Source organism: Undibacterium sp. GrIS 1.2 (assembly GCF_040544435.1).
In the GTDB taxonomy this organism is placed as follows: domain Bacteria; phylum Pseudomonadota; class Gammaproteobacteria; order Burkholderiales; family Burkholderiaceae_D; genus Undibacterium.
In genome coordinates, this window is the sequence record NZ_JBEONP010000007.1 from 1 (window position 1) to 18770 (window position 18770).

16 protein-coding genes are annotated in these 18770 nt (G+C 47.7%); 10 read left to right on the forward strand and 6 right to left on the reverse strand.

All coding sequences use genetic code 11. The features are described from left to right. Positions 1–178: 178 nt before the first annotated feature. On the reverse strand, positions 179–1639 hold the full coding sequence (locus tag AAKU61_RS04275) for a M48 family metallopeptidase (protein ID WP_354329937.1): 1461 nt from the start codon (positions 1637–1639) through the stop codon (positions 179–181). 4 nt (positions 1640–1643) lie between these two features. After that, on the reverse strand, positions 1644–3770 hold the full coding sequence (locus AAKU61_RS04280; RefSeq protein ID WP_354329939.1) for a tetratricopeptide repeat protein: 2127 nt from the start codon (positions 3768–3770) through the stop codon (positions 1644–1646). Between the two features lie 238 nt (positions 3771–4008). Between AAKU61_RS04280 and AAKU61_RS04285 the strand changes: the two genes are divergently transcribed. Then, a complete protein-coding gene (locus AAKU61_RS04285; protein WP_354329941.1) occupies positions 4009–4446 on the forward strand; it encodes a hypothetical protein in 438 nt (145 codons plus the stop codon). Positions 4447–4695: 249 nt separating this feature from the next. Continuing rightward, the gene (locus AAKU61_RS04290) at positions 4696–6627 is read left to right on the forward strand and encodes a carbohydrate-binding module family 20 domain-containing protein (protein ID WP_354329943.1); all 1932 of its coding nucleotides are present in this window, start codon (positions 4696–4698) and stop codon (positions 6625–6627) included. Positions 6628–6768: 141 nt separating this feature from the next. Here AAKU61_RS04290 and AAKU61_RS04295 read toward each other — a convergent pair whose 3' ends face one another. Continuing rightward, on the reverse strand, positions 6769–7725 hold the full coding sequence (locus tag AAKU61_RS04295; RefSeq protein ID WP_354329945.1) for a LysR family transcriptional regulator: 957 nt from the start codon (positions 7723–7725) through the stop codon (positions 6769–6771). A 186-nt stretch (positions 7726–7911) separates the two neighbouring features. Between AAKU61_RS04295 and AAKU61_RS04300 the strand changes: the two genes are divergently transcribed. The 5 genes from AAKU61_RS04300 to yfcF all read left to right on the forward strand — a co-directional run bounded on the left by AAKU61_RS04300 (position 7912) and on the right by yfcF (position 11458). Continuing rightward, on the forward strand, positions 7912–8523 hold the full coding sequence (locus AAKU61_RS04300; RefSeq protein WP_354329947.1) for an FMN-dependent NADH-azoreductase: 612 nt from the start codon (positions 7912–7914) through the stop codon (positions 8521–8523). A 217-nt stretch (positions 8524–8740) separates the two neighbouring features. Beyond that, the gene (locus AAKU61_RS04305) at positions 8741–9610 is read left to right on the forward strand and encodes a pirin family protein (RefSeq protein ID WP_354329948.1); all 870 of its coding nucleotides are present in this window, start codon (positions 8741–8743) and stop codon (positions 9608–9610) included. 96 nt (positions 9611–9706) lie between these two features. Then, complete coding sequence (locus AAKU61_RS04310; protein ID WP_322120299.1) at positions 9707–10114, forward strand: DoxX family protein; 408 nt, start codon at positions 9707–9709, stop codon at positions 10112–10114. 138 nt (positions 10115–10252) lie between these two features. Then, positions 10253–10690 carry a GNAT family N-acetyltransferase gene (locus AAKU61_RS04315; RefSeq protein WP_354329950.1) on the forward strand — a complete coding sequence of 146 codons (438 nt, stop codon included), beginning with the start codon at positions 10253–10255 and terminating at the stop codon, positions 10688–10690. Positions 10691–10822: 132 nt separating this feature from the next. Beyond that, the gene (gene yfcF, locus AAKU61_RS04320; protein WP_354329952.1) at positions 10823–11458 is read left to right on the forward strand and encodes a glutathione transferase; all 636 of its coding nucleotides are present in this window, start codon (positions 10823–10825) and stop codon (positions 11456–11458) included. Between the two features lie 83 nt (positions 11459–11541). On the opposite strand, the gene AAKU61_RS04325 is transcribed toward yfcF, so the two are convergent. Continuing rightward, positions 11542–12603 (reverse strand): 3-deoxy-7-phosphoheptulonate synthase, encoded by a 1062-nt coding sequence (locus AAKU61_RS04325; RefSeq protein WP_354329954.1) that lies wholly within the window; start codon positions 12601–12603, stop codon positions 11542–11544. Between the two features lie 287 nt (positions 12604–12890). Between AAKU61_RS04325 and AAKU61_RS04330 the strand changes: the two genes are divergently transcribed. Continuing rightward, complete coding sequence (locus AAKU61_RS04330) at positions 12891–14021, forward strand: acetyltransferase domain-containing protein (protein WP_354329956.1); 1131 nt, start codon at positions 12891–12893, stop codon at positions 14019–14021. An 84-nt stretch (positions 14022–14105) separates the two neighbouring features. Here the strand turns inward: AAKU61_RS04330 and AAKU61_RS04335 are convergent, their stop codons facing one another. Further along, a complete protein-coding gene (locus AAKU61_RS04335) occupies positions 14106–14747 on the reverse strand; it encodes a YcbK family protein (RefSeq protein WP_322120294.1) in 642 nt (213 codons plus the stop codon). 357 nt (positions 14748–15104) lie between these two features. Further along, positions 15105–16325, reverse strand: a complete 1221-nt coding sequence (locus AAKU61_RS04340) for a 6-phosphofructokinase (RefSeq protein ID WP_354329958.1) — start codon at positions 16323–16325, stop codon at positions 15105–15107. A gap of 381 nt (positions 16326–16706) precedes the next feature. Here AAKU61_RS04340 and AAKU61_RS04345 point away from each other — a divergent pair, with 381 nt between their 5' ends. Both AAKU61_RS04345 and AAKU61_RS04350 read left to right on the forward strand, forming a co-directional pair. After that, the gene (locus AAKU61_RS04345) at positions 16707–17582 is read left to right on the forward strand and encodes a DUF6236 family protein (protein WP_354329960.1); all 876 of its coding nucleotides are present in this window, start codon (positions 16707–16709) and stop codon (positions 17580–17582) included. A gap of 198 nt (positions 17583–17780) precedes the next feature. Continuing rightward, positions 17781–18533, forward strand: a complete 753-nt coding sequence (locus tag AAKU61_RS04350; protein ID WP_354329962.1) for a phytanoyl-CoA dioxygenase family protein — start codon at positions 17781–17783, stop codon at positions 18531–18533. The last annotated feature ends 237 nt before the right edge of the window (positions 18534–18770 follow it).

Consider the following 18770-nt stretch of genomic DNA (forward strand, 5'->3'; position numbering starts at 1 on the left):
TCCACGCCATGATTGCCACTCTTTAAATTTATCCTGTTGCTATTGTCTCATTTGAGGTAAACACTCTGCTTGGCTTTTTATCGTGCAAAGATCTCTAAATATATTATTCTGATAAATTATCTTAGCCGATCACACTGCGCATCCAAGCTTGAATCAAGTTTCTAGATCAAACTCCAAATCAAATTTTTAAGTCAAACTGCGCCAACTGTACCGACCGCAGCGAGCCGCCCAATGCTTGTTGTAACAGCTCCGCAGGTTGTATGGCTTTATCCTCACGCTGCATTACCCAGGGCTGACCTGGCGTTGCTTTGAGTTTGAAGCAACGATGGATTAGACAGGCTGCAATCCATTCTTCTAAAATGTCCAAGACATGATTACGCTTGCCTTGCGGCGATAAAAAACTCACCCCTTCTGGTTTTAATTTATCCCAAGAGTCCTCGGGACGCTGTGCCATTGTGACCAGTTCAGTGAACGCCAGTTGCTTGGGGTCCATCCAGCTACCGGCAAAACGTTGCTGGATTTGTGTTTGCAGCACCTGTTCGCCAAACGCATCCCAGTCGCTCGTCGTTAATTTGTCCGCATCAAACAAGGCATACCAGGCCGCTTCGGTAGCTTGTTCGCCACCCAATAATTCCCAGCAATGGGACAGCGGAGGAAAGCTAGGTTTGGCGCCCGGCACCAAGGCACTTACCCGCTCTTCCAATGACGGATGGGTATCAAACTCGGACGCCTTGCGGGTCTCCGCACGTTTGATCGCCACCTGCACTGCAGCGCGCTTAACACCTAGTTTGCTAAAGCGACGGAAGCCTTCAAAAATCGGCATCCGTGCGCCACGGTTGATGGCGGGACCAAGCTCATAGTCCAGATAGGTCGACCACATAGGATCAATTAGATGGACTTTTTCCAGTGCGGTGCGGGTAGCGACGATGCCGAAGGTTTTGGATGCCAGCGCATCTGCTGCAAACTCTTGCGCACGCGAGACACTGGACGACAAACGCAAAAACCATTTGCCGTAATAGCTAAATAACAGATCCAGAAAAAATAAAGAATCATCCAGATCGGTAACGGTATGCGCAATCGACATGCGGGTGCGGTATACCCAAGGTCCCAGCGACAAATCACCCGCCACAAAATGACCAAATTCATGCGCGATGACAGAACCTAATTCTTGCTCAGACAAGGTACCAAGTAAGGGCAAACCAAGGCCGACCTCTAGGGTTTTAATTTTGCCTTGCCAGTTGCGTTTGCCGCTAATGAATGCGCTGGCAGCGCCGATTAAATGGATATTTACCGGCGCTTGAATATGCAACCTGGCAGCGATTTTTTCTACCATGGCATACAGCGGCGCTGCGGTCTCGCGCGATAGTGGCTTGGCAGTGGAGGCAGTAGTTTTTTCACGTCGGCGAGGGCGTAGTGAATACGCCAGACTCAAAGCCGCAAGCCCTGCCACGATGCCAGTGAACTGCAACGATGAACGGTAATGCAATTGGGCGAACGGTATCCATAACAGCCCTATCACCAGGCCGATGGCGAGCAGCCAGAAACCCAACCACAAGGCCAGCACCAGGCTAGCGCGCTGAGCAATCTGAGTCCCTTTGGTTCTGGATTTATTTATTTTGGAATTGGTTGTTGTATCCATGGGTTTAGCCTTGCCATTGATTGAGTGCGGTACTGATGACGCCATGCAGAAGATCGGTTCTAGCGGCGCGGGCGCGCAGGGCGCTGCGCTCCGCCGCTGCTAGTTGAGTATTGCGGGACCGGATCAGATAAGCGGCAGCCTGAATATCCAGTTCAATATCAAACTGCTCCAGCGAGATATCTTCACCGCGTAAATATCCTTGCAGAGCCGTTTCTTCCGTTTTTGATAAATGTAAAATCCCTTGCAACTTGGTGAGCAATACTTTGTCGTTGGTACGCACAGCCTCGCCATACAGCAGGGTGAGCTGGTCAGTTCCTAAACTGCTTATCTGGTTGCGGCTGAGATCGCGCGCTATGGTGAGGGCGGTCGCTGGCGCATTGCGCAAAGCCATTGCTAATTTGATTTCTGGAAGTAGGGCGTTTTGCGGCAATGTCACGGGCAAGCCAGCACGCACCCGATAAAAATCCAAGGCTTTAAGATTTTGCTCATCACCCGGCAAGGCTTTCAGGTAGATCTCAGGATCAGCGCCAAAATAACGGGCGACTAAGCCGAAGTCTGCTGCATGTCCGGCACGGTTATCTGCCACCTTGTCACGTACCGCCGCATTGAGTAAATTCATCGCCTCAAAGCCACGACGCAAAGCGACCTTTATGCGGACTTCAACATCCAGCAAACGCGCTGCATCGCTAGGGGATAACTTATGCAGCCGCGTGATGTCATTGTTTGCGCCCTGATAGTCACCATGCGCCGCTTTGCGCCAGACCAGACTACGCAGGATATTGGGATCTTGAGGGAATTTTTGCGCCAGGTTCTGCATCGCATTAATTCCCTCATCGCCAGACTGTAAAGAGGCAAACAAATATTGTGCATTGGCGGAGTCGGGTTGCTGTTTTGCGCGTTCTCCATATTCACTTAACAAAGCCTCGTGCTGACCAGCTGCTTCACGAATATTTTGCACCATGCGCTCGTACACCATATCGCCTGGTTTGGCTTGCATGATACGGCCAGCAACTCGCATAGCCTCTGCGTTAGACACACTCTGCGCAGTCACAATCGCGGCGCTGGAGTAGCGTATGTCCCAGTCATGCAGTTGTGCCAATGCTTCGGTCGCTCTGGCAATCTCTTTTTCTAAACCATGATCCATCGCGTAGTTGATGCAAGCAAGCACGCCTGGCGTCTTGTCGCTGGTGGCGACGGTCAGATGATTAATGCTGATGCTGGATTCATGCTTACTCATGCTCATGGTTTTTGGCGGCTCTTCAAATGCGTATTTGACGTTGCTCAGTTCAATAAAACGCTTGCCGCAATACACTATCTGGCTGCCTTGATTTTCAGGATTCTCGGGGGCGACTTTGCTGTACACGATCGTGTTTAGCAGCAGCGGTGCAGCGCCTGCGATGTTCCAGATACTGTAACTGTCGCTGCTATTGAGGGTTTCATCAAATTGATCGATCACGCCAGCCGCTTCAGCCGCTTTGGCGGAATTGGTCGCAGTTGCGGTGCCGTGAATTTTTCCTGCTTTCAGATTGATCGTGGCTCTGCCCTGAGCCGGCAACGTGATGGTCTGATGATCAAAATTGACTGTCAGCGGCACATCAAAGCCATTTAGCAACAGCAGGTCTTGCGAGTTAGATTCGTGATAGCTATGCGCCGCGCCAGACAGCACCAACACCACCGCGCTCAATGCCAGACCGCGTGTGTACAGCCAGCCTAAAATCCCCAGCGGCGCACGGGCGTAAATTTGCCATTTGCGTGCCCCTGTACTTTTGACGACATACGCACCGAGCGGTATCAGCGGGATCACAAACAAAATGACAAACGCATGCAAAGCAATATAGCTATCGTCCAGATCCTTTTCTGCCTTGCCAACAAATCCAAAGCCGACCGAGTTGATATTGCCCAGCGACGGTGTCCCTCTGAGTGGCTTGGCAAACAAACGCCGTTCACTGGTCAGCAGACGCAGGACATCGACATGTTCTGGCAGACGGCGGAATAACTTCGCCAACACCAGCGCCCGATATACTTTGAACGGATCGCCACTCTCAATCGCCCGGCTAATTTTTGGGTCATCAACTAAGGACTGCAACTCCGGTATGCGTTGCAGTAATTGAGCGGGATCAGATATCGACATTGGCGTTGATGTAAGAGTCTAGGGTGAGAGAGCGAAAACGTGAGCGAAAACGAGTATAGCAGCAGGTTTATTGTTCAAAAGCACTAAATTGGGCTTGTTGCAGGAATACCTGATTGTGACGGGAGTAAGCTTATTAATTCTTATGCGTTTTATCAACCGACCTCTCTACGGTAATTCGATCGCGCCAATACTTGGATAAAATGTTCACAACTCACATAAAAAATTAAATGAATAAATGATGAATTTCAAACTCGCGATTTCGCGTCTTCCGTTTCAATGGAGTATTTTTATAAATTTTGGTTTGTTTTGTGCTGCCAAATTTCTCTTGGATAAATTCGACTTTCATTTACCAAATAATGTAGCTTCAATAGTATTGCCGCTTACTGTTGGCGTTCTATCTGTAATGGAGATATTTTTTTCCATGTTTATTAAGCGGCCTCAAATAAGTATTTGTATCTCTATCCTTCTCACTAGCGTTTTGTTTTGTCTTATCCCATTCGGGATAATTTTAGCGACCGATTTAGAGATGGAAATGATATTTCAAATAGTTAAAATCTCTCTAGTAATTGCCATCGGCGGCGGCATCTTGAATTGGCTTATCTATAAAGCGGTTAAGCGTAATAATTCTCACTCGGTAAATGTAGCTGAGTTACAAAATCCAAAGTACTTTGGTTGATTTTTCTCAAAAAATGAGGTTTTACCTATTAAACAAATGTAGTTATGCTACATTAATAATCGGAAGTAGCTCTCATCCCTTAGCATAATTATCTCTGCTGTCTTCCAGGCTGTACATGCTGGCATGGTCTTTTGCTACGCATTTTTGTTACCCATTTGCCTTACACCGCAAGCTGCACTCCGCATAGACGGCTGGCATGGCGCGGCGCATTTTGGGACTTTCCAAACCTTAAAAAATAACGGAGTAGACATGAAAGTAGATTCACGCGTTAAATCGACAAGTCGTCATCAACATACACCCGCATTGCGCCGCCTGTTTGGTCGCAGTGTGTTGGCAAGTTCCATTGCCTTTGGCATGCTGGGTGCATCGTTGCCAGCGCAAGCGGCTAACTTTAATCCGGCTGATACCTCGGTGCAGATGTTTCATTGGCGTTGGAATGATATTGCTAAAGAATGTACAAACTGGCTGGGTCCGCAAGGTTATGGTGGCGTGCAGATATCGCCGCCACATGCATCTGCCAATCTGAATACCTGGTACGACATTTATCAGCCGGTGAACTTTACCGCGCTGAAAAGTAATATGGGTACGGAGGCAGAATTTCAGTCCATGATCAACACCTGTCATGCAGCAAAAGTGCGGATTTATGCAGATGTGGTGGTGAATCATATGGCGGCCGGATCGGGTACGGGTTCGGACGGATCGACCTGGAATTCGACTAGCTTGCAATACCCTAACTTTGGGACAAACGACTTCCATCCGGCATGTGATATTCAAGATAGCGACTACAACAATAATCGCAACAACGTCATCGTTTGTCGCCTGGTTGGACTACCGGATTTAAAAACGGAAGGTACGTATGTACGCGGACAGGTCAAAAATTATCTGACCAAATTGTTGGGCATGGGCGTCGATGGTTTCCGCTTCGATGCGGCTAAACATATGGCACCCGCTGACTTGCAGGCATTTGTTACTAGCGTCTCTAGCACGACTTCTGCTGGCGAGCCAGTTTGGGTAACGCAGGAGATTATTGCGGACGGTACCGTCAACCGTGCTGACTATTTTTCGGCGGGTACCATCAATGAATTTAAGTTTGCTGCGGCCATGCGTGAGACTTTCCGGTCTACCAATGGCAATCAACTTTCTCAAATCCGTACTTATATGGGCACTCCGGGCAATTGGGGCGGCACATGGGGATTTGTGGATAGTTCTAAAGCCACTGTCTTTGTAAATAATTGGGACACAGAGCGCAACGGTGATTCAATGAATGCCAGCAATTTCACCGGTGTGACGAATGATACGCAGGGGACAAAACGCTACGATCTAGCGAATATTTTCATGCTAGCCTGGCCGTATGGGCATGCGCAAATTCACTCGGGCTTCCGCTTTAGTAATAAGGATCAGAATGCGCCAAGTGCCAGTCCGTTTGATGCAAGTGGTAATCCCAAAATTAATGTCGATTGGGATTTTATTCATCGCTGGTCTGATATCGCTAACATGGTGGCTTTTCGCGCCGCTACATCTGGTCAGGGTGTGGGTAATTTCACCAATGGCACGATTAATCAGATTGCGTTTAGCCGTGGCGCGAATGGTTTTGTGGCGATCAATAATGATGCCTCAGCATGGAATGCATCATTCCAAACCGGTTTAGCGGCGGGCACTTATTGCAACGTCGTACATGGCCAGTTGAACGCCGCTAAAACGGCATGTACCAGTGACAGCGTTGTTGTCGGCAGCAATGGAATTGCGACCGTCAGCATTGCGGCAAATGGTGGTTCTACCGTACCCGCCGTGGCTTTGCATATTAACCAAAAAATCACAGGCACTGGCGGTGGTGGCACAGGTGGCGGAACAACCTGCACAACGGTAAGCGTCAAGTTTCGCGTGGCCAACGCTAATACCGTTGTTGGCCAAAATGTCTATGTATTGGGCAACCGAAATGAGCTGAGTAATTGGATGCCAGCGACCAGTATGACAATTGAGGGAAGTGGTGCTAACGTGCCTTGGTCGCAAACTATCCAGTTGCCGCCATCAACGGCGATTCAATATAAATTTATGAAACACGGCGCAGTAGCTGATGTGTGGGAAAGCAATCAATCCACCACTAGCGGCAATCGTGAAGCTGTCACGCCAGCTTGTGGCGCGGCGACTTTAGTGCTGGATGCAGGTAACTTTAAGTTTTAATGATCTGCGCTGAGCTAGTATTTTTGTTTGAATACTCGCTCAGCGTATTCTGAAAATTATTTAAATTAGCCATCACCCTTAATCCATTTTTTGCGGTGGTGGCGACATTAATAAGCAAAACAATCTCAGCTTATTTCAGCATTAGACAAGCGCTTTATTAGCAGATTTTCTTGCGCTGATTTGTGTCTCCATTGCCTGGCAGCCGGACCCGGAAAAATGGGCTTGTAGCGCATCCAAAAACACCCGTGTTCTGGCTGGCATTAAGCGCCTTCCGGGGAAAACTGCCCATGCAGTGACGGAGGGCATCTGCCAGTCACACAGCACCTGGACTAACTCGCCTTTCTTGATCATGTCTTCTGCAAAATAATCAGACAGCATCGTAATCCCCGCGCCTGATCGTGCCAGTCGTACCAGCGCATCTGGCGAATTAGCAATCGCCCGTGCGGGCGGCGAGCCTTTCCAGCTTTCTTCACCACGGATAAATGACCAGACGGCAGGCTCGCCATTACGCGTCAATATGCGCAGGCAATCATGTTCCATCAAGGCCTCCGGCTCGTGCGGTATTCCGCACTTTTCCAGATAGCTGGGCGCCGCATACAGGCCGACCGTAGCGACCAGCAAACGACGTGCAGCAAGAGTGGCGTCGTCGGGTAAATCTCCCATGCGGATTGCAACATCAAAATTCTCACTGATCAGATCAACCCGTCGTGCGGATAAATCGAGCTCTAATGAGATCGCCGGATAAGTCGCAATAAAATCCGCCAGCAAGTTGGCCAGCACATCGTTCGCAAAATCATTCGGCATCGATACCCGCAAGCGCCCGCTGGGCTGCACTTGCCGGTGCTGTGCTAAGGCCATGGTCGATTCCACCTCTGCCGTCACCTGATGCGCATGTGCTAAAACGGCATGCCCAAAATCCGTCACGCTCAGTTTGCGGGTGGTGCGCAATAACAGGCGCTCGCCCAATTGCGATTCCAGTTCCGTGATCCGGCGCGACAAGGTGGATTTGGGCAAGCCCAAACGCTCGGCGGCGCGACTAAAGCTACCTTCATCCACCACACGGGCAAATAGCAGTAAATCATTGGCTTCCAGGCTCATGCTGATCTTTCATTGGAGGTGGTGGTGGCTGAAGGGCGTTAACGGGGTTTGATTTTGCGTTGTTTGCATCCGATTGTACTTTATTGTTCCATTATCGGCACAATGATATCCAAATTAAGGTCTTCTGCATTGATTTCGGAACAGCTACAGTGCATGCACTACCACTTCACATGAAAAGGTTCCAAAATGAATATCTTGCAAATCAACTCTAGCGTCCGTGCTGATGCCTCCCATTCCAGCAATTTAGCCAATGTCGTCGTACAACGTTTGCGTACGGCCACACCAGATGCACAGTTGACTGTGCGTGATCTGGGTGCGACACCGCATCCGGCTTTGGATGGCGCTGCTTTGGGTGCTTTGTTCACACCCGCTGAAAATCGTTCGCCAGAACAAGCTGCCCGTGTTGCGTTGGATGACGCTTTAATTGCCGAAATTCAGGCCGCCGATACCGTAGTCCTCGCCGTGCCGATGTACAACTTTGGTATCTCAGCGCAATTGAAAAACTGGATCGACGCCATCTCACGTGCGCAAGTCACTTTCCGCTATGGTGCAAATGGCCCAGAAGGATTATTAACTGGCAAAAAAGTCGTCGTCGTCTTAACCCGTGGTGGCTTGTATCGCAACACGCCTAATGATACGCAAACACCGTATTTAAAAACCTTCCTGGGCTTTTTGGGTATGACCGATGTACAGTTTATTTTTGCTGAAGGCTTGGCAATGGGGCCAGATGCAGAGAAAGCCGCGTTCGCTTCTGCGCACGAGCAAATCCAGCAAATTGAATTGGCCCTTGCAGCATAATAATGCTTGACTGATATCGGGCATTGCTTAAATCACCGCTTTTAAGTCAGCTTTAAAAGTCCGGCTAAAAAGATGGGGAGAAGGTAGATTTTTATATACTCCCCATTATTTTTAGTAAAAATACCTTATTGTCCAGAGAATATATGGACAATTAAAAGATACTGATAATGAGTATATTTTTTAATTTGATATTGTTTTCATCAACATGGAGTCCATCATGACATCTGCAATTACTTCCGACACTGTTCTTCAGCCACGCACGGTGGAGCAAGTCATCGTTGGGTTGGCGACGTCGGATGGCGATGGCGTCAAGCTGACTCGCGTGTTAACGCAAAACTTGCAGTACCGGCTTGATCCGTTTTTGATGCTGGATGCGTTTGGTACCGATGATCCGCAAGACTATATCGGCGGCTTTCCCGATCATCCGCACCGTGGTTTTGAGACCGTCACTTACATGCTCTCCGGCCGTATGCGCCATCATGACAGCGCTGGTAATGAGGGTTTGCTGGAAGACGGCGGCGTACAGTGGATGACTGCTGGCCGTGGCGTGATTCATTCGGAATTACCTGAGCAAAAAGAAGGGCGCATGGAGGGTTTTCAGCTCTGGCTCAATCTGGCTGCTAAGGACAAAATGATGACGCCCTGGTACAAAGATTTCCAACATGCGGATATTCCAGAATTTACAATCGATGATGCCACGGTGCGCGTGATTGCAGGCGCCAGTCATGGCGTAACAGGTGCCATGCAACGTGCGGTGACCGAGCCCTTATATCTGGATATCAATCTGGAAGACGGCGCTGAGTTTGCCCAGGCGATGGCGGACAGCATGAATACATTTATCTACGTTTATCGTGGTGAATTACAGATAGGCGAGAAAACCGTAGCGCAGCAACGTATGGCAATTTTGCGTAACGACAGCAACAGCGACGGTGTACGGATTCGCGCTAAGGGTCCAACTCGTGCATTGCTCATCGCCGGTCAGCCATTGCGTGAAACGATAGTGCAATACGGTCCTTTTGTGATGAATAGTCAGGCAGAAGTATTCCAGGCGATTAATGATTTTCGGGCAGGAACTTTGACGGCGTAATTTGCTGTCAATTTTGAGTAATTGCAGGTTTAGTTTTTTAAAGCACCAGCGTCTTATCCAATAATGTATTGATCTCTATTTAGAAAGTATAAAAATATGAACGCACTGAATAAGTTTGGCCCTTTAGTTGGCCGCATATTAATCGCATTGATTTTTGTCGCTTCTGGCGCAGGTAAAATTGCCGGTTTTGACGGTACCGTCGGCTACATCGCCAGCAAAGGTTTGCCTTTGCCACAGTTGGCCGCTATCGCCGCTATTATTGTAGAACTCGGCGGCGGTTTAGCAGTCATCCTAGGTTGGAAAGCGCGTTGGGCTGCCGCCGCGATGCTGATTTTTACTGCCTCCGCTGCGGTGATTTTCCATAACTTTTGGGGTGTGCCAGCCGATCAGGCACAAAATCAGATGATCCACTTCATGAAAAATATTTCTATGATGGGCGGCCTGTTATTTGTCATCATCCACGGCAGCGGCGCATTGAGTCTGGATGGTAGCGGTAAAAAATAAGACGATCAACATAGGTAGTACGATATAGAAAATCCCTTGAATAGCATTTGCTGATCAAGGGATTTTTGCTTTATTAGACAGAACAGCTTATTGTTTCATTCTGTTTAATTATCAGTCTAACTTATTAGACTCAATACTATGTCCATGAGCTACAGAATAGCCACCATCGAAGATATCCCCGTCATCATGGAAATCCGCTTTGCCGTAAAAGAAAATGTCTTGACCAATCCCGATGCCGTTACACCAGCGATGTGTATAGATTATCTGGATAAACTGGGGCATGGTTGGGTCGCCGAAATGGATCAGCAGGTAGTCGGATTTTCTTATGCAGCGTCCGAAGATAACTCGATCTGGGCGCTGTTTGTTTTGCCCCAATTTGAAGGCCACGGTATCGGTAAAAACTTACTCACGCTCGCTACCGACTGGCTATTTCAGCGGGGCGCAAACCAGATTAAATTAGGCACGCAACCCGATACGCGGGCAGACCGGTTTTATGCTTTGCAAGGCTGGGTGCGTGGCGAGATGAAGAGTAAAACCGAGGTTGCATATGTATTAACCAGAGATAAGGCAAATTAAAGGAAACTTTTCTTTATTGATCTCATCTGACAAATATCAGCAACGAATAGCGCCCGTACAATCACCCACCTAAGCTAAATAATTTTTCAATCATTTCTCAATCACTTCCACAAAATAAAGGAGCCTGTTTTGATGCAAGAACACTTCACTCTCTATGTCGATTCTCGAATGACCAGTCCATATGCGCTGTCTAGTTTTGTGACATTGACAGAAAAAGCGATTCCTTTTGAAATGAAAAAAGTGAATTTAAGCGCACGAGAAAATCACCATGCTGACTTTGCCAGTTTGTCGCTTTCTAGCCGCGTACCAACCTTGGGACACGAGGGTTTTTATTTGTCAGAATCTTCAGCGATTTGTGAATATCTGGAAGACTTATTTCCAGCTCCCGCGCATGCGCGTGTTTATCCGGAGGACTTGCAACAGAGAGCCAGAGCCAGACAAATTCAAGCCTGGCTACGTAGTGATTTTATGCCGATACGTGAAGAGCGATCAACGGAGGGAATATTTTTTAAGCCCATCACCACGCCTCTGTCAGATGCGGCTCAGGCCTCTGCCAATAAGCTAATTACCGCCGTCAATGATTTGATCAAGGACGGAGCAATCAACTTGTTTGATGCTTGGTGTATTGCGGATACCGATCTCGCTTTAATGATCAATCGCTTGGCCTTGAATGGCGATCCGGTTCCTGAAAAATTACTGGCATATGCACAGCATCAGTGGCAACGTCCGTCGGTGCAGCTATGGGTGCAACAAGAACGGCCAGTGTGAGATGAGTTGATTTTTTCTTGGGTTGATTAAGTGTTGAAGTTAAGTCAGCCCAAGAAGATTAAGCGCAAAAAAAATTAGCAAAATTAGCGTTTAATCGTCCGCAACTTAGTCGCTGCATCGCGCAGCATAGCCTCGGTGGTCGCCCAATCTACGCATCCGTCGGTCACCGAGCAACCATATTTTAGCTGCGACAAATCATCTGGAATCGACTGATTGCCAGCGACGATATTGGATTCAATCATTAAGCCAACTAATGCCTTAGATCCATTGACGACCTGATTAATCACATCGGCCATGACTAAAGGTTGTAGCTCAGGCTTCTTGTAGCTGTTTGCGTGAGAACAATCGACAACCACGTTGGCGGGCAACTTTGCTTTGATCAAGGCTTGCTCTGCCATCGCTACTGACACCGTATCGTAATTGGGGCGACCATCTCCACCACGCAATACAACATGGCCGTGCTGGTTGCCACTGGTGCGCACAATAGCGACGCGACCTTGACCATTTAAACCAAGAAAAGAATGCGGATGCGATGCCGACAAAATCGCATTAATCGCAATACTGATGTCGCCATCCGTACCATTTTTAAAACCAACTGGTGTCGATAAGCCGGATGACATTTCGCGATGAGTTTGCGATTCTGTTGTGCGGGCGCCGATTGCGGTCCAGGCGATTAAGTCACCCAGATATTGTGGCGAGATCGGATCAAGTGCTTCGGTCCCGGTTGGCAGTCCTAACTCACAAACATCCAGCAAAAACTGGCGGGCTTTTTCCATGCCCTGATCAACGTGGAAAGAATCATCCATATCAGGATCGTTGATATAGCCTTTCCAGCCAGTCGTAGTGCGTGGCTTTTCAAAATACACGCGCATCACCAATAGTAAGGTGTCCTTCACTTCTTCTTGCAACGCTTTTAATCTACGGGCGTAATCCAGACCTGCTACCGGATCATGGATAGAGCAGGGGCCGACCACTACAAACAGACGCGGGTCTTTGCGTTCTAAAATATTCCGTAAATCTTCACGGCCTTGGTTGACAACGGCAGCAGCGGCCTCGGATAACGGCAAGCGTGCATGTAAATCTTCTGGCGTTGGCATGCTGTCGAAGGAGGTGACATTAATATTTTCTAAGTTTGGGCTGGTCATGATGTGTGAATCTAAAGAGAGGCTAAAAACGATGTGACATTATGGCGCAAAGCGGGTCAACTGGTGATGGATGATGACCGCGAAGCTGCACAGCATTTATTTTTGTGATTATTTCCTCACCTGTGTTCTGATGAAGATATTTTTTATAAAGACGTTTTCTTGCACTTGACCATCAGGATATTGTCCTCTAACCTATTGATTACAAGCAAGTTTAGTTCTATTCCTTCGGCATGCATTCACGCTGTTTATTGTGAAGTACAGGCTGCAATATCTCTGAGGACAGCGTGATGAAAACTTCAAATCGCCTACTTGCTATCGATGTTCTGCGTGGTCTGGTCATCGTCCTGATGGCGCTGGATCATGTACGCGATTTTTTTGCACCTACGCCTTTTAATCCTCTTGATTTAACGCTCACCAGCCCAGGCTGGTTTTGGACGCGCTGGATTACACACTTATGCGCACCGACGTTTGTGTTGTTAGCTGGTATCTCAGCGTTTCTACGTAGTCAGCATCAAGACAAGTGGAATATGGCGCGCTATCTACTCAGCCGCGGCGCTTTGCTGATTTTTCTGGAGCTGACCTGGATTAATTTTAGCTGGCAATTTTCACTCGATAGTTTGTTCCTGCAAGTGATTTGGGCTCTTGGCGTGGCGATGATGGTGATGGCAGCATTACAGTGTTTACCTCGACCAGTCATCTTACTGGTCGCAGCTGCCTTATTATTGCCGCATAATTTGCTGGACAGCTTGCATAGACCGGACGCGACTGCCATGTTCAAATTATGGCATCAGGGCGGTTGGATACCGTTAGGTGATCAATTTGGTATTTTTGTTTTATATCCGCTGATGCCCTGGGTAGGTTTAATGGCGGTAGGATATTGTTTGGGGCCGCTGCTGTTGCAGCCACCTGCGCGGCGTCAGCAAACTTTGTTGCTGATATCGGCATTGTTGATGTTGAGTTTTATCGCTTTGCGCAGCGGTAACTGGTACGGCGATCCAGATCCTTGGTCGCCACAGGCTGGTGGCTGGCTGATGAGTCTGATGTCGTTTGTCGATATTCATAAGTATCCGCCATCGCTGCTGTATTTATGCGTAACCCTCAGTATTAGCCTGGCTTTGCTGGCGTTGATGGACAAATATGTGAAGCAAGAAGTACCCTTGCTGAGCTTATTTGGCAGCCATCCCTTATTTTTTTATTGCGTTCATGTGATGTTGATTCATGTATTGGGTGCGATCATGATGCAACTGTTATTTGATCAGCAGATCAATTTTGATGATAGGCGACTGGGTGTGCCCTCGACATATCACCCGTCGCTAGTCCGGTGTTATCTGGCCTGGGTTTTCATCATGACTTTGATGTATGGGATTACGCACCGCTGGGTCGCTTATCTAAAAGAATCCGGGCGCATACCTTATTAAGATCACTGGCAGTGGACGGCTGCTTTTGGGGCGAGGTTTACGCTCACAAAAACTGTAGTTATCAACCTTTATATTTACTTCCCATCAACCTTTCCAGGTTCTTTGCAAACCAGTATCGGTATGTATCCAGCCGCCCCGTGCGCTGGGACGATAATAGAAACCGACACCGCCTTGGCGGAAGCTGCGTATTAATTCTCCCAATACTTCTTCATGCAATTGCGCGATGCGGATATCGGCAGCCTTGCCTTCCAGATGCAGCGATTTTCTGGCAGCCGGAATCCCTTCTTCGATCAGACGCTTATTCGATTCTGGTGTGCGGTAACCAGATAAAATCTCTAGCGGTTTGGTCATGCCAAAACGGGCGATAAAGGCTTGGGTTGCCCACAGGGTTTCCAATAATTTAGGATCGATAGGCGCGGTTTTTTTACCATTCACGTCACGCAGCAGATGACACAATTGCTCGTAGGCAGACTCTTTGACTTCACCATCTTTCCAGTACAAAATTTTGGTCCGCTCACCGCTGGCAGGCCGGATTAAATCCAGTGTTCGTGGTTGCACCCAAAAATCAATATCCAGCGCTTGCGAGTCGAATAAATCTGGCGGTGGCGCAAGCTCATGCGGTTTGTCCTGATCGCTGGCAAGGCTAATGAGTGGCCGCGTACCCACGACCAAACCAGCGGCAGTGAGCATCAAGGTTTTTTTGAGTAAATTGCGACGTGCTTGCATAAGTTTGATTTGTGTCTAAAAATAATTACTGATGTAGCGGGACTGCAAAACGCCATGCTTTAACGTAGAACATTGCGTCGTAGAGTTGTATCAGTCAAAAAGTACGACTTTAAAGTGCGGTCTTAAGGTACTGTTTTAAAGTGCATGGATAGCAGTATGTTTCAATATACTCCCCATCATTTTATTAAAAACTGCCCAATCGTCCAGTAATTCTCTGGACAATTAAATATACTCATAGTGAGTATTAATATAGGTCAAAACCCACCGACATGCAATCTTATCTACGCTGACTTAAAAAAAGATACCCAAGTTTGACCGATAGCGCTATCCCTTTGCTATACAGCTTTTTCGCGCAGCTTACTTTTTAACTCCTAATATCTTCTCCACCGGACTAAAACGCAGGCGGAACGCATCTGGCATACCTGACCCCAACAATGGTCGCAAATAACGCCGGAAAGCCTCGGTCACATCCGTACCGCTCTCCGCAATCAACTCGTCTTCCATCACCCGCGTTTTACCAGCCACCGCATCCAGCGGCAATAACTCGTAATCCACCGAATAATCGCCTTGACGTTTGATGGCGACAGAACCATCACGCTGCCCCCACATGGCAAATTGCACGGCTTTCTCGCCGACCTCACGCGCTTCACGCTGATCAACATCCGACACGCAACCAATAAATGAGCGTTGCAAATAACCAAAGGTATCGCCACGTACACGTTTGATGCCGAGTTTGGATTTGATCTCATCACATAGCAAATCTGCTAAGGCGCCAGTGCCAGACAACTGCACATTGCCGTGCGCATCACGTTCCACCTCGGTGGCGAGCAGGCTGGCAATCGCAGCACCGCTAGCATCATGAATCCCCTCCGATACTGCGATCACACAGCGACCATATTGGGTATAAACCGCTTTGACATCCGCCAGAAATTTATCTAAGGAAAACACCCGCTCTGGCAAATAAATCAGATGCGGCCCATCGTCCGGGAATTTTTTCGCCATCGCCGCAGCCGCCGTCAAAAATCCCGCATGCCGCCCCATGACAACACCGACATACACGCCAGGTAATGACGCATTATCTAAATTAGCACCCGCAAATGCCTGTGCCACAAAGCGCGCCGCAGAAGGGAAACCCGGCGTATGGTCATTGCCGACCAGATCGTTATCGATGGTTTTAGGGATATGAATACAGCGCAAAGGGTAGCCCGCTTTTTGCGCTTCCAGACTCACAATGCGCACCGTGTCGGAAGAGTCGTTACCACCGATATAAAAAAAGTGCTCAATCTCATGTGCCTGCAAGACTTTAAAAATCGCTGCGCAGTAAGCGGCATCCGGTTTGTCGCGGGTAGAACCCAAGGCCGACGATGGCGTGGCAGCAACCAGTTCCAGATTCTGGCTAGTCTCTTGCGTCAGATCGACCAGGTCCTCATCGACAATCCCACGTACTCCATGCCGCGCACCATAGATACGAGTAATCTGCGAAAAGCGCCGCGCCTCTTGCACAACACCCACCAAAGACTGATTAATCACCGCAGTCGGACCACCACCCTGCGCCACTAAAATTTTGCTTGATGCCATGAGATACCTCTTTGTAGGTTGCTGTTTTTATTGCAAATACGCTGGCTCATCTTGCCACTGGGGCTGGGTGGGGGCAAGGGGTTTTGTGATTGGTGGAAATGTTCTTTCTATGATAAATCTAATATTTATTGTAAGACGGTCATTACAAAATAATCAGCGTCCAACGTTTAACTGAAAACTATTATGAGTTGCAATAATGTTATATTCAGGCTGCTGAGTACTTAGAAACTTAAAGTTTTCTTAAATTTTTATCGACTAATGTTTAAGTAATAATTGGTATGGCAGACACTTATCAGACATTGATTACATGACGACTTTTTTCTGACTATTACATTGAACCCAATATAGGAGTGGATGATGGGCGAGGCGAAGCAACGGAAAATGAGTGAATCGAATTTCGGACGGGTTCCTAAAAAGGCAACTCATCGTGGTTTAGTTGTGAGTCCTCCAATTGAAATCGATGGTAGTCGTATGTTTGTTAAATCTTCAAATTTAGATCCGCAAGAACTTCGTTTCGCTCTATTATTTTGGGACCGACTCGTCTGGCCCTCATCTAGGGGCATATATTTTGCGAGTAACGCAGATGAGATTTTTCTTGAAACTGTTGGAATTCTGAGTCGACCGGACTACACCATAAACGGAGATCAAGCACAGGCGATCGCTAAAGGACAGATATTGGCTTATCAAGATCTTGAGCGTGCAGAGCCGGGAGTCTGGGCGCTAGCAAAAGGTGAAAACTCCCTTTTGTTAAAAGATGGTATCGCTGAAGAAGGAAAAGGTGCATTACTAGAACTACATCGTGCAATCCCTATACCGAGGCAAGACGTGCCATTGGCAGAAATCCTCGAATTCAAGCAACGGCGACGAGACGAGTTGAATTTATTGAGATATCAGTTGGAATCATTCGTATCTAAAATTGAGGAGTCAGTCGATAAACCAACGGAGCTAAATAAAAGCATTTCCGAATTAGATCAAGCATGTGCAAATTTATTAGCTGTTGGTAGGGAGTGGCAGTATCCTGTGTACCTATCAAACATAAAGGCATCATTTAGTCTAAGTCCTCAAAAATTTCTTCCGGCATTAGCAGGTGGCTGGAAGTTTGGAGAGCAGTATGGACTTGTAACTGCGGCGGCAGTGGCTGGCTTCGCGGGTATCGCGAGTACTCTCGAAATAAAAGCTGACTATGGACTTCGATCGATAAAGAGATCTGCTAATCCGTATCGATATGCTTATCTAATACATCAAGAACTCAATTAGGTTTTTATAAGAGGTCGCTTTTGTTTTGAACTCGATCACAGATGGTTGATTTGATTCGGTGTGAACTATTTAATTAACTTTATCTAGATGTTATTTTTTCAATCTGTTTCGTAAAGTTTCCGCACTACTGTATCTATTATCAACCCTATCCTTCATGTAACAATAGCTGATCTGATTTTCATTTGGCTTGGTACGATCATGCTCTCTCAAGAACAACTTCAGCAATTTCAACAAAACGGTTATCTGGTGTTGCCGGCGCAAGTCGATGGCAATGTTTGTGAAGAGATGATCGCGTTTGCTCAGCAACAATTGGCGTCGCATATTGCGCCGATTGAGTATGAGGCGGATACGCGTTACCCAGGCGCGCCAGTGTCGCGTGATGCTGAGGGTGGATTGACTGCGCGGCGGGTGTTGCAGGTGATCGGTCGCAGTTCTTTGGTGGCTGATTGGGTAACAGCTGATCAACTGGTGCAGCCTTTGCGGCAGATTTTGGGCGAGGGCTTGCGTCTGGTGCAGTCGCATCACAATTGCATCATGACTAAACAGCCGCGGTTTTCTAGTGTGACAGGATGGCATAGAGACAGCCGCTACTGGCATTTTCAGCGTGCTGAACTGGTGTCCGCCTGGCTGGCTTTACGCGATGAGACGGTAGAGAATGGTTGCCTGTTAGTGATACCCGGCTCGCATCGCTTGGCGATCGCTGCTTCGCAATTAGATGCGGCCTTATTTTTGCGTGCTGATTTACCCGAGAACCAAAGTTTGTTAGCGCAAGCGAAGACGGTGCCTTTGCGGCAGGGGGATGTGTTGCTGTTCCATAGCAATCTGTTCCATGCAGCAGGCTGTAATCAAACGACACAGACTAAATTCTCTCTGGTGACGACCTATCGTTCTGCGGATAATCCTCCGGTAGCCGGTACTCGTTCCACGTATCTGGATGAGATTGCGCTTTAAGTAGTTATTAATATTTTTTATCAAGTCACCATTTATGTAGAAGTAGAGTCGCTAATTTTGTCAGGTGAATAAAATTGTTCGCAATTTAATGTTGCGCAAATAATAAACAGCATATTGCGTAATTCGACCTTGACTCTCAAATAATCCCTGCTATCCTGTGTTGATGAACTCAATGGACATTCTCTTTTTTACCTCTGATGTTTCGAAACTTTTTTATAAGGTTTCGGATTGCCAAAG

Excerpts from the sequence above, each read along its gene's own strand:
- AAKU61_RS04275 (WP_354329937.1), bottom strand. The coding sequence starts at position 1,639 with ATGGATACAACAACCAATTCCAAAATAAATAAATCCAGAACCAAAGGG.
- AAKU61_RS04280 (WP_354329939.1), bottom strand. The coding sequence starts at position 3,770 with ATGTCGATATCTGATCCCGCTCAATTACTGCAACGCATACCGGAGTTG.
- AAKU61_RS04285 (WP_354329941.1), top strand. The coding sequence starts at position 4,009 with ATGAATTTCAAACTCGCGATTTCGCGTCTTCCGTTTCAATGGAGTATT.
- AAKU61_RS04290 (WP_354329943.1), top strand. The coding sequence starts at position 4,696 with ATGAAAGTAGATTCACGCGTTAAATCGACAAGTCGTCATCAACATACA.
- AAKU61_RS04295 (WP_354329945.1), bottom strand. The coding sequence starts at position 7,725 with ATGAGCCTGGAAGCCAATGATTTACTGCTATTTGCCCGTGTGGTGGAT.
- AAKU61_RS04300 (WP_354329947.1), top strand. The coding sequence starts at position 7,912 with ATGAATATCTTGCAAATCAACTCTAGCGTCCGTGCTGATGCCTCCCAT.
- AAKU61_RS04305 (WP_354329948.1), top strand. The coding sequence starts at position 8,741 with ATGACATCTGCAATTACTTCCGACACTGTTCTTCAGCCACGCACGGTG.
- AAKU61_RS04310 (WP_322120299.1), top strand. The coding sequence starts at position 9,707 with ATGAACGCACTGAATAAGTTTGGCCCTTTAGTTGGCCGCATATTAATC.
- AAKU61_RS04315 (WP_354329950.1), top strand. The coding sequence starts at position 10,253 with ATGTCCATGAGCTACAGAATAGCCACCATCGAAGATATCCCCGTCATC.
- yfcF (WP_354329952.1), top strand. The coding sequence starts at position 10,823 with ATGCAAGAACACTTCACTCTCTATGTCGATTCTCGAATGACCAGTCCA.
- AAKU61_RS04325 (WP_354329954.1), bottom strand. The coding sequence starts at position 12,603 with ATGACCAGCCCAAACTTAGAAAATATTAATGTCACCTCCTTCGACAGC.
- AAKU61_RS04330 (WP_354329956.1), top strand. The coding sequence starts at position 12,891 with ATGAAAACTTCAAATCGCCTACTTGCTATCGATGTTCTGCGTGGTCTG.
- AAKU61_RS04335 (WP_322120294.1), bottom strand. The coding sequence starts at position 14,747 with ATGCAAGCACGTCGCAATTTACTCAAAAAAACCTTGATGCTCACTGCC.
- AAKU61_RS04340 (WP_354329958.1), bottom strand. The coding sequence starts at position 16,325 with ATGGCATCAAGCAAAATTTTAGTGGCGCAGGGTGGTGGTCCGACTGCG.
- AAKU61_RS04345 (WP_354329960.1), top strand. The coding sequence starts at position 16,707 with ATGAGTGAATCGAATTTCGGACGGGTTCCTAAAAAGGCAACTCATCGT.
- AAKU61_RS04350 (WP_354329962.1), top strand. The coding sequence starts at position 17,781 with ATGCTCTCTCAAGAACAACTTCAGCAATTTCAACAAAACGGTTATCTG.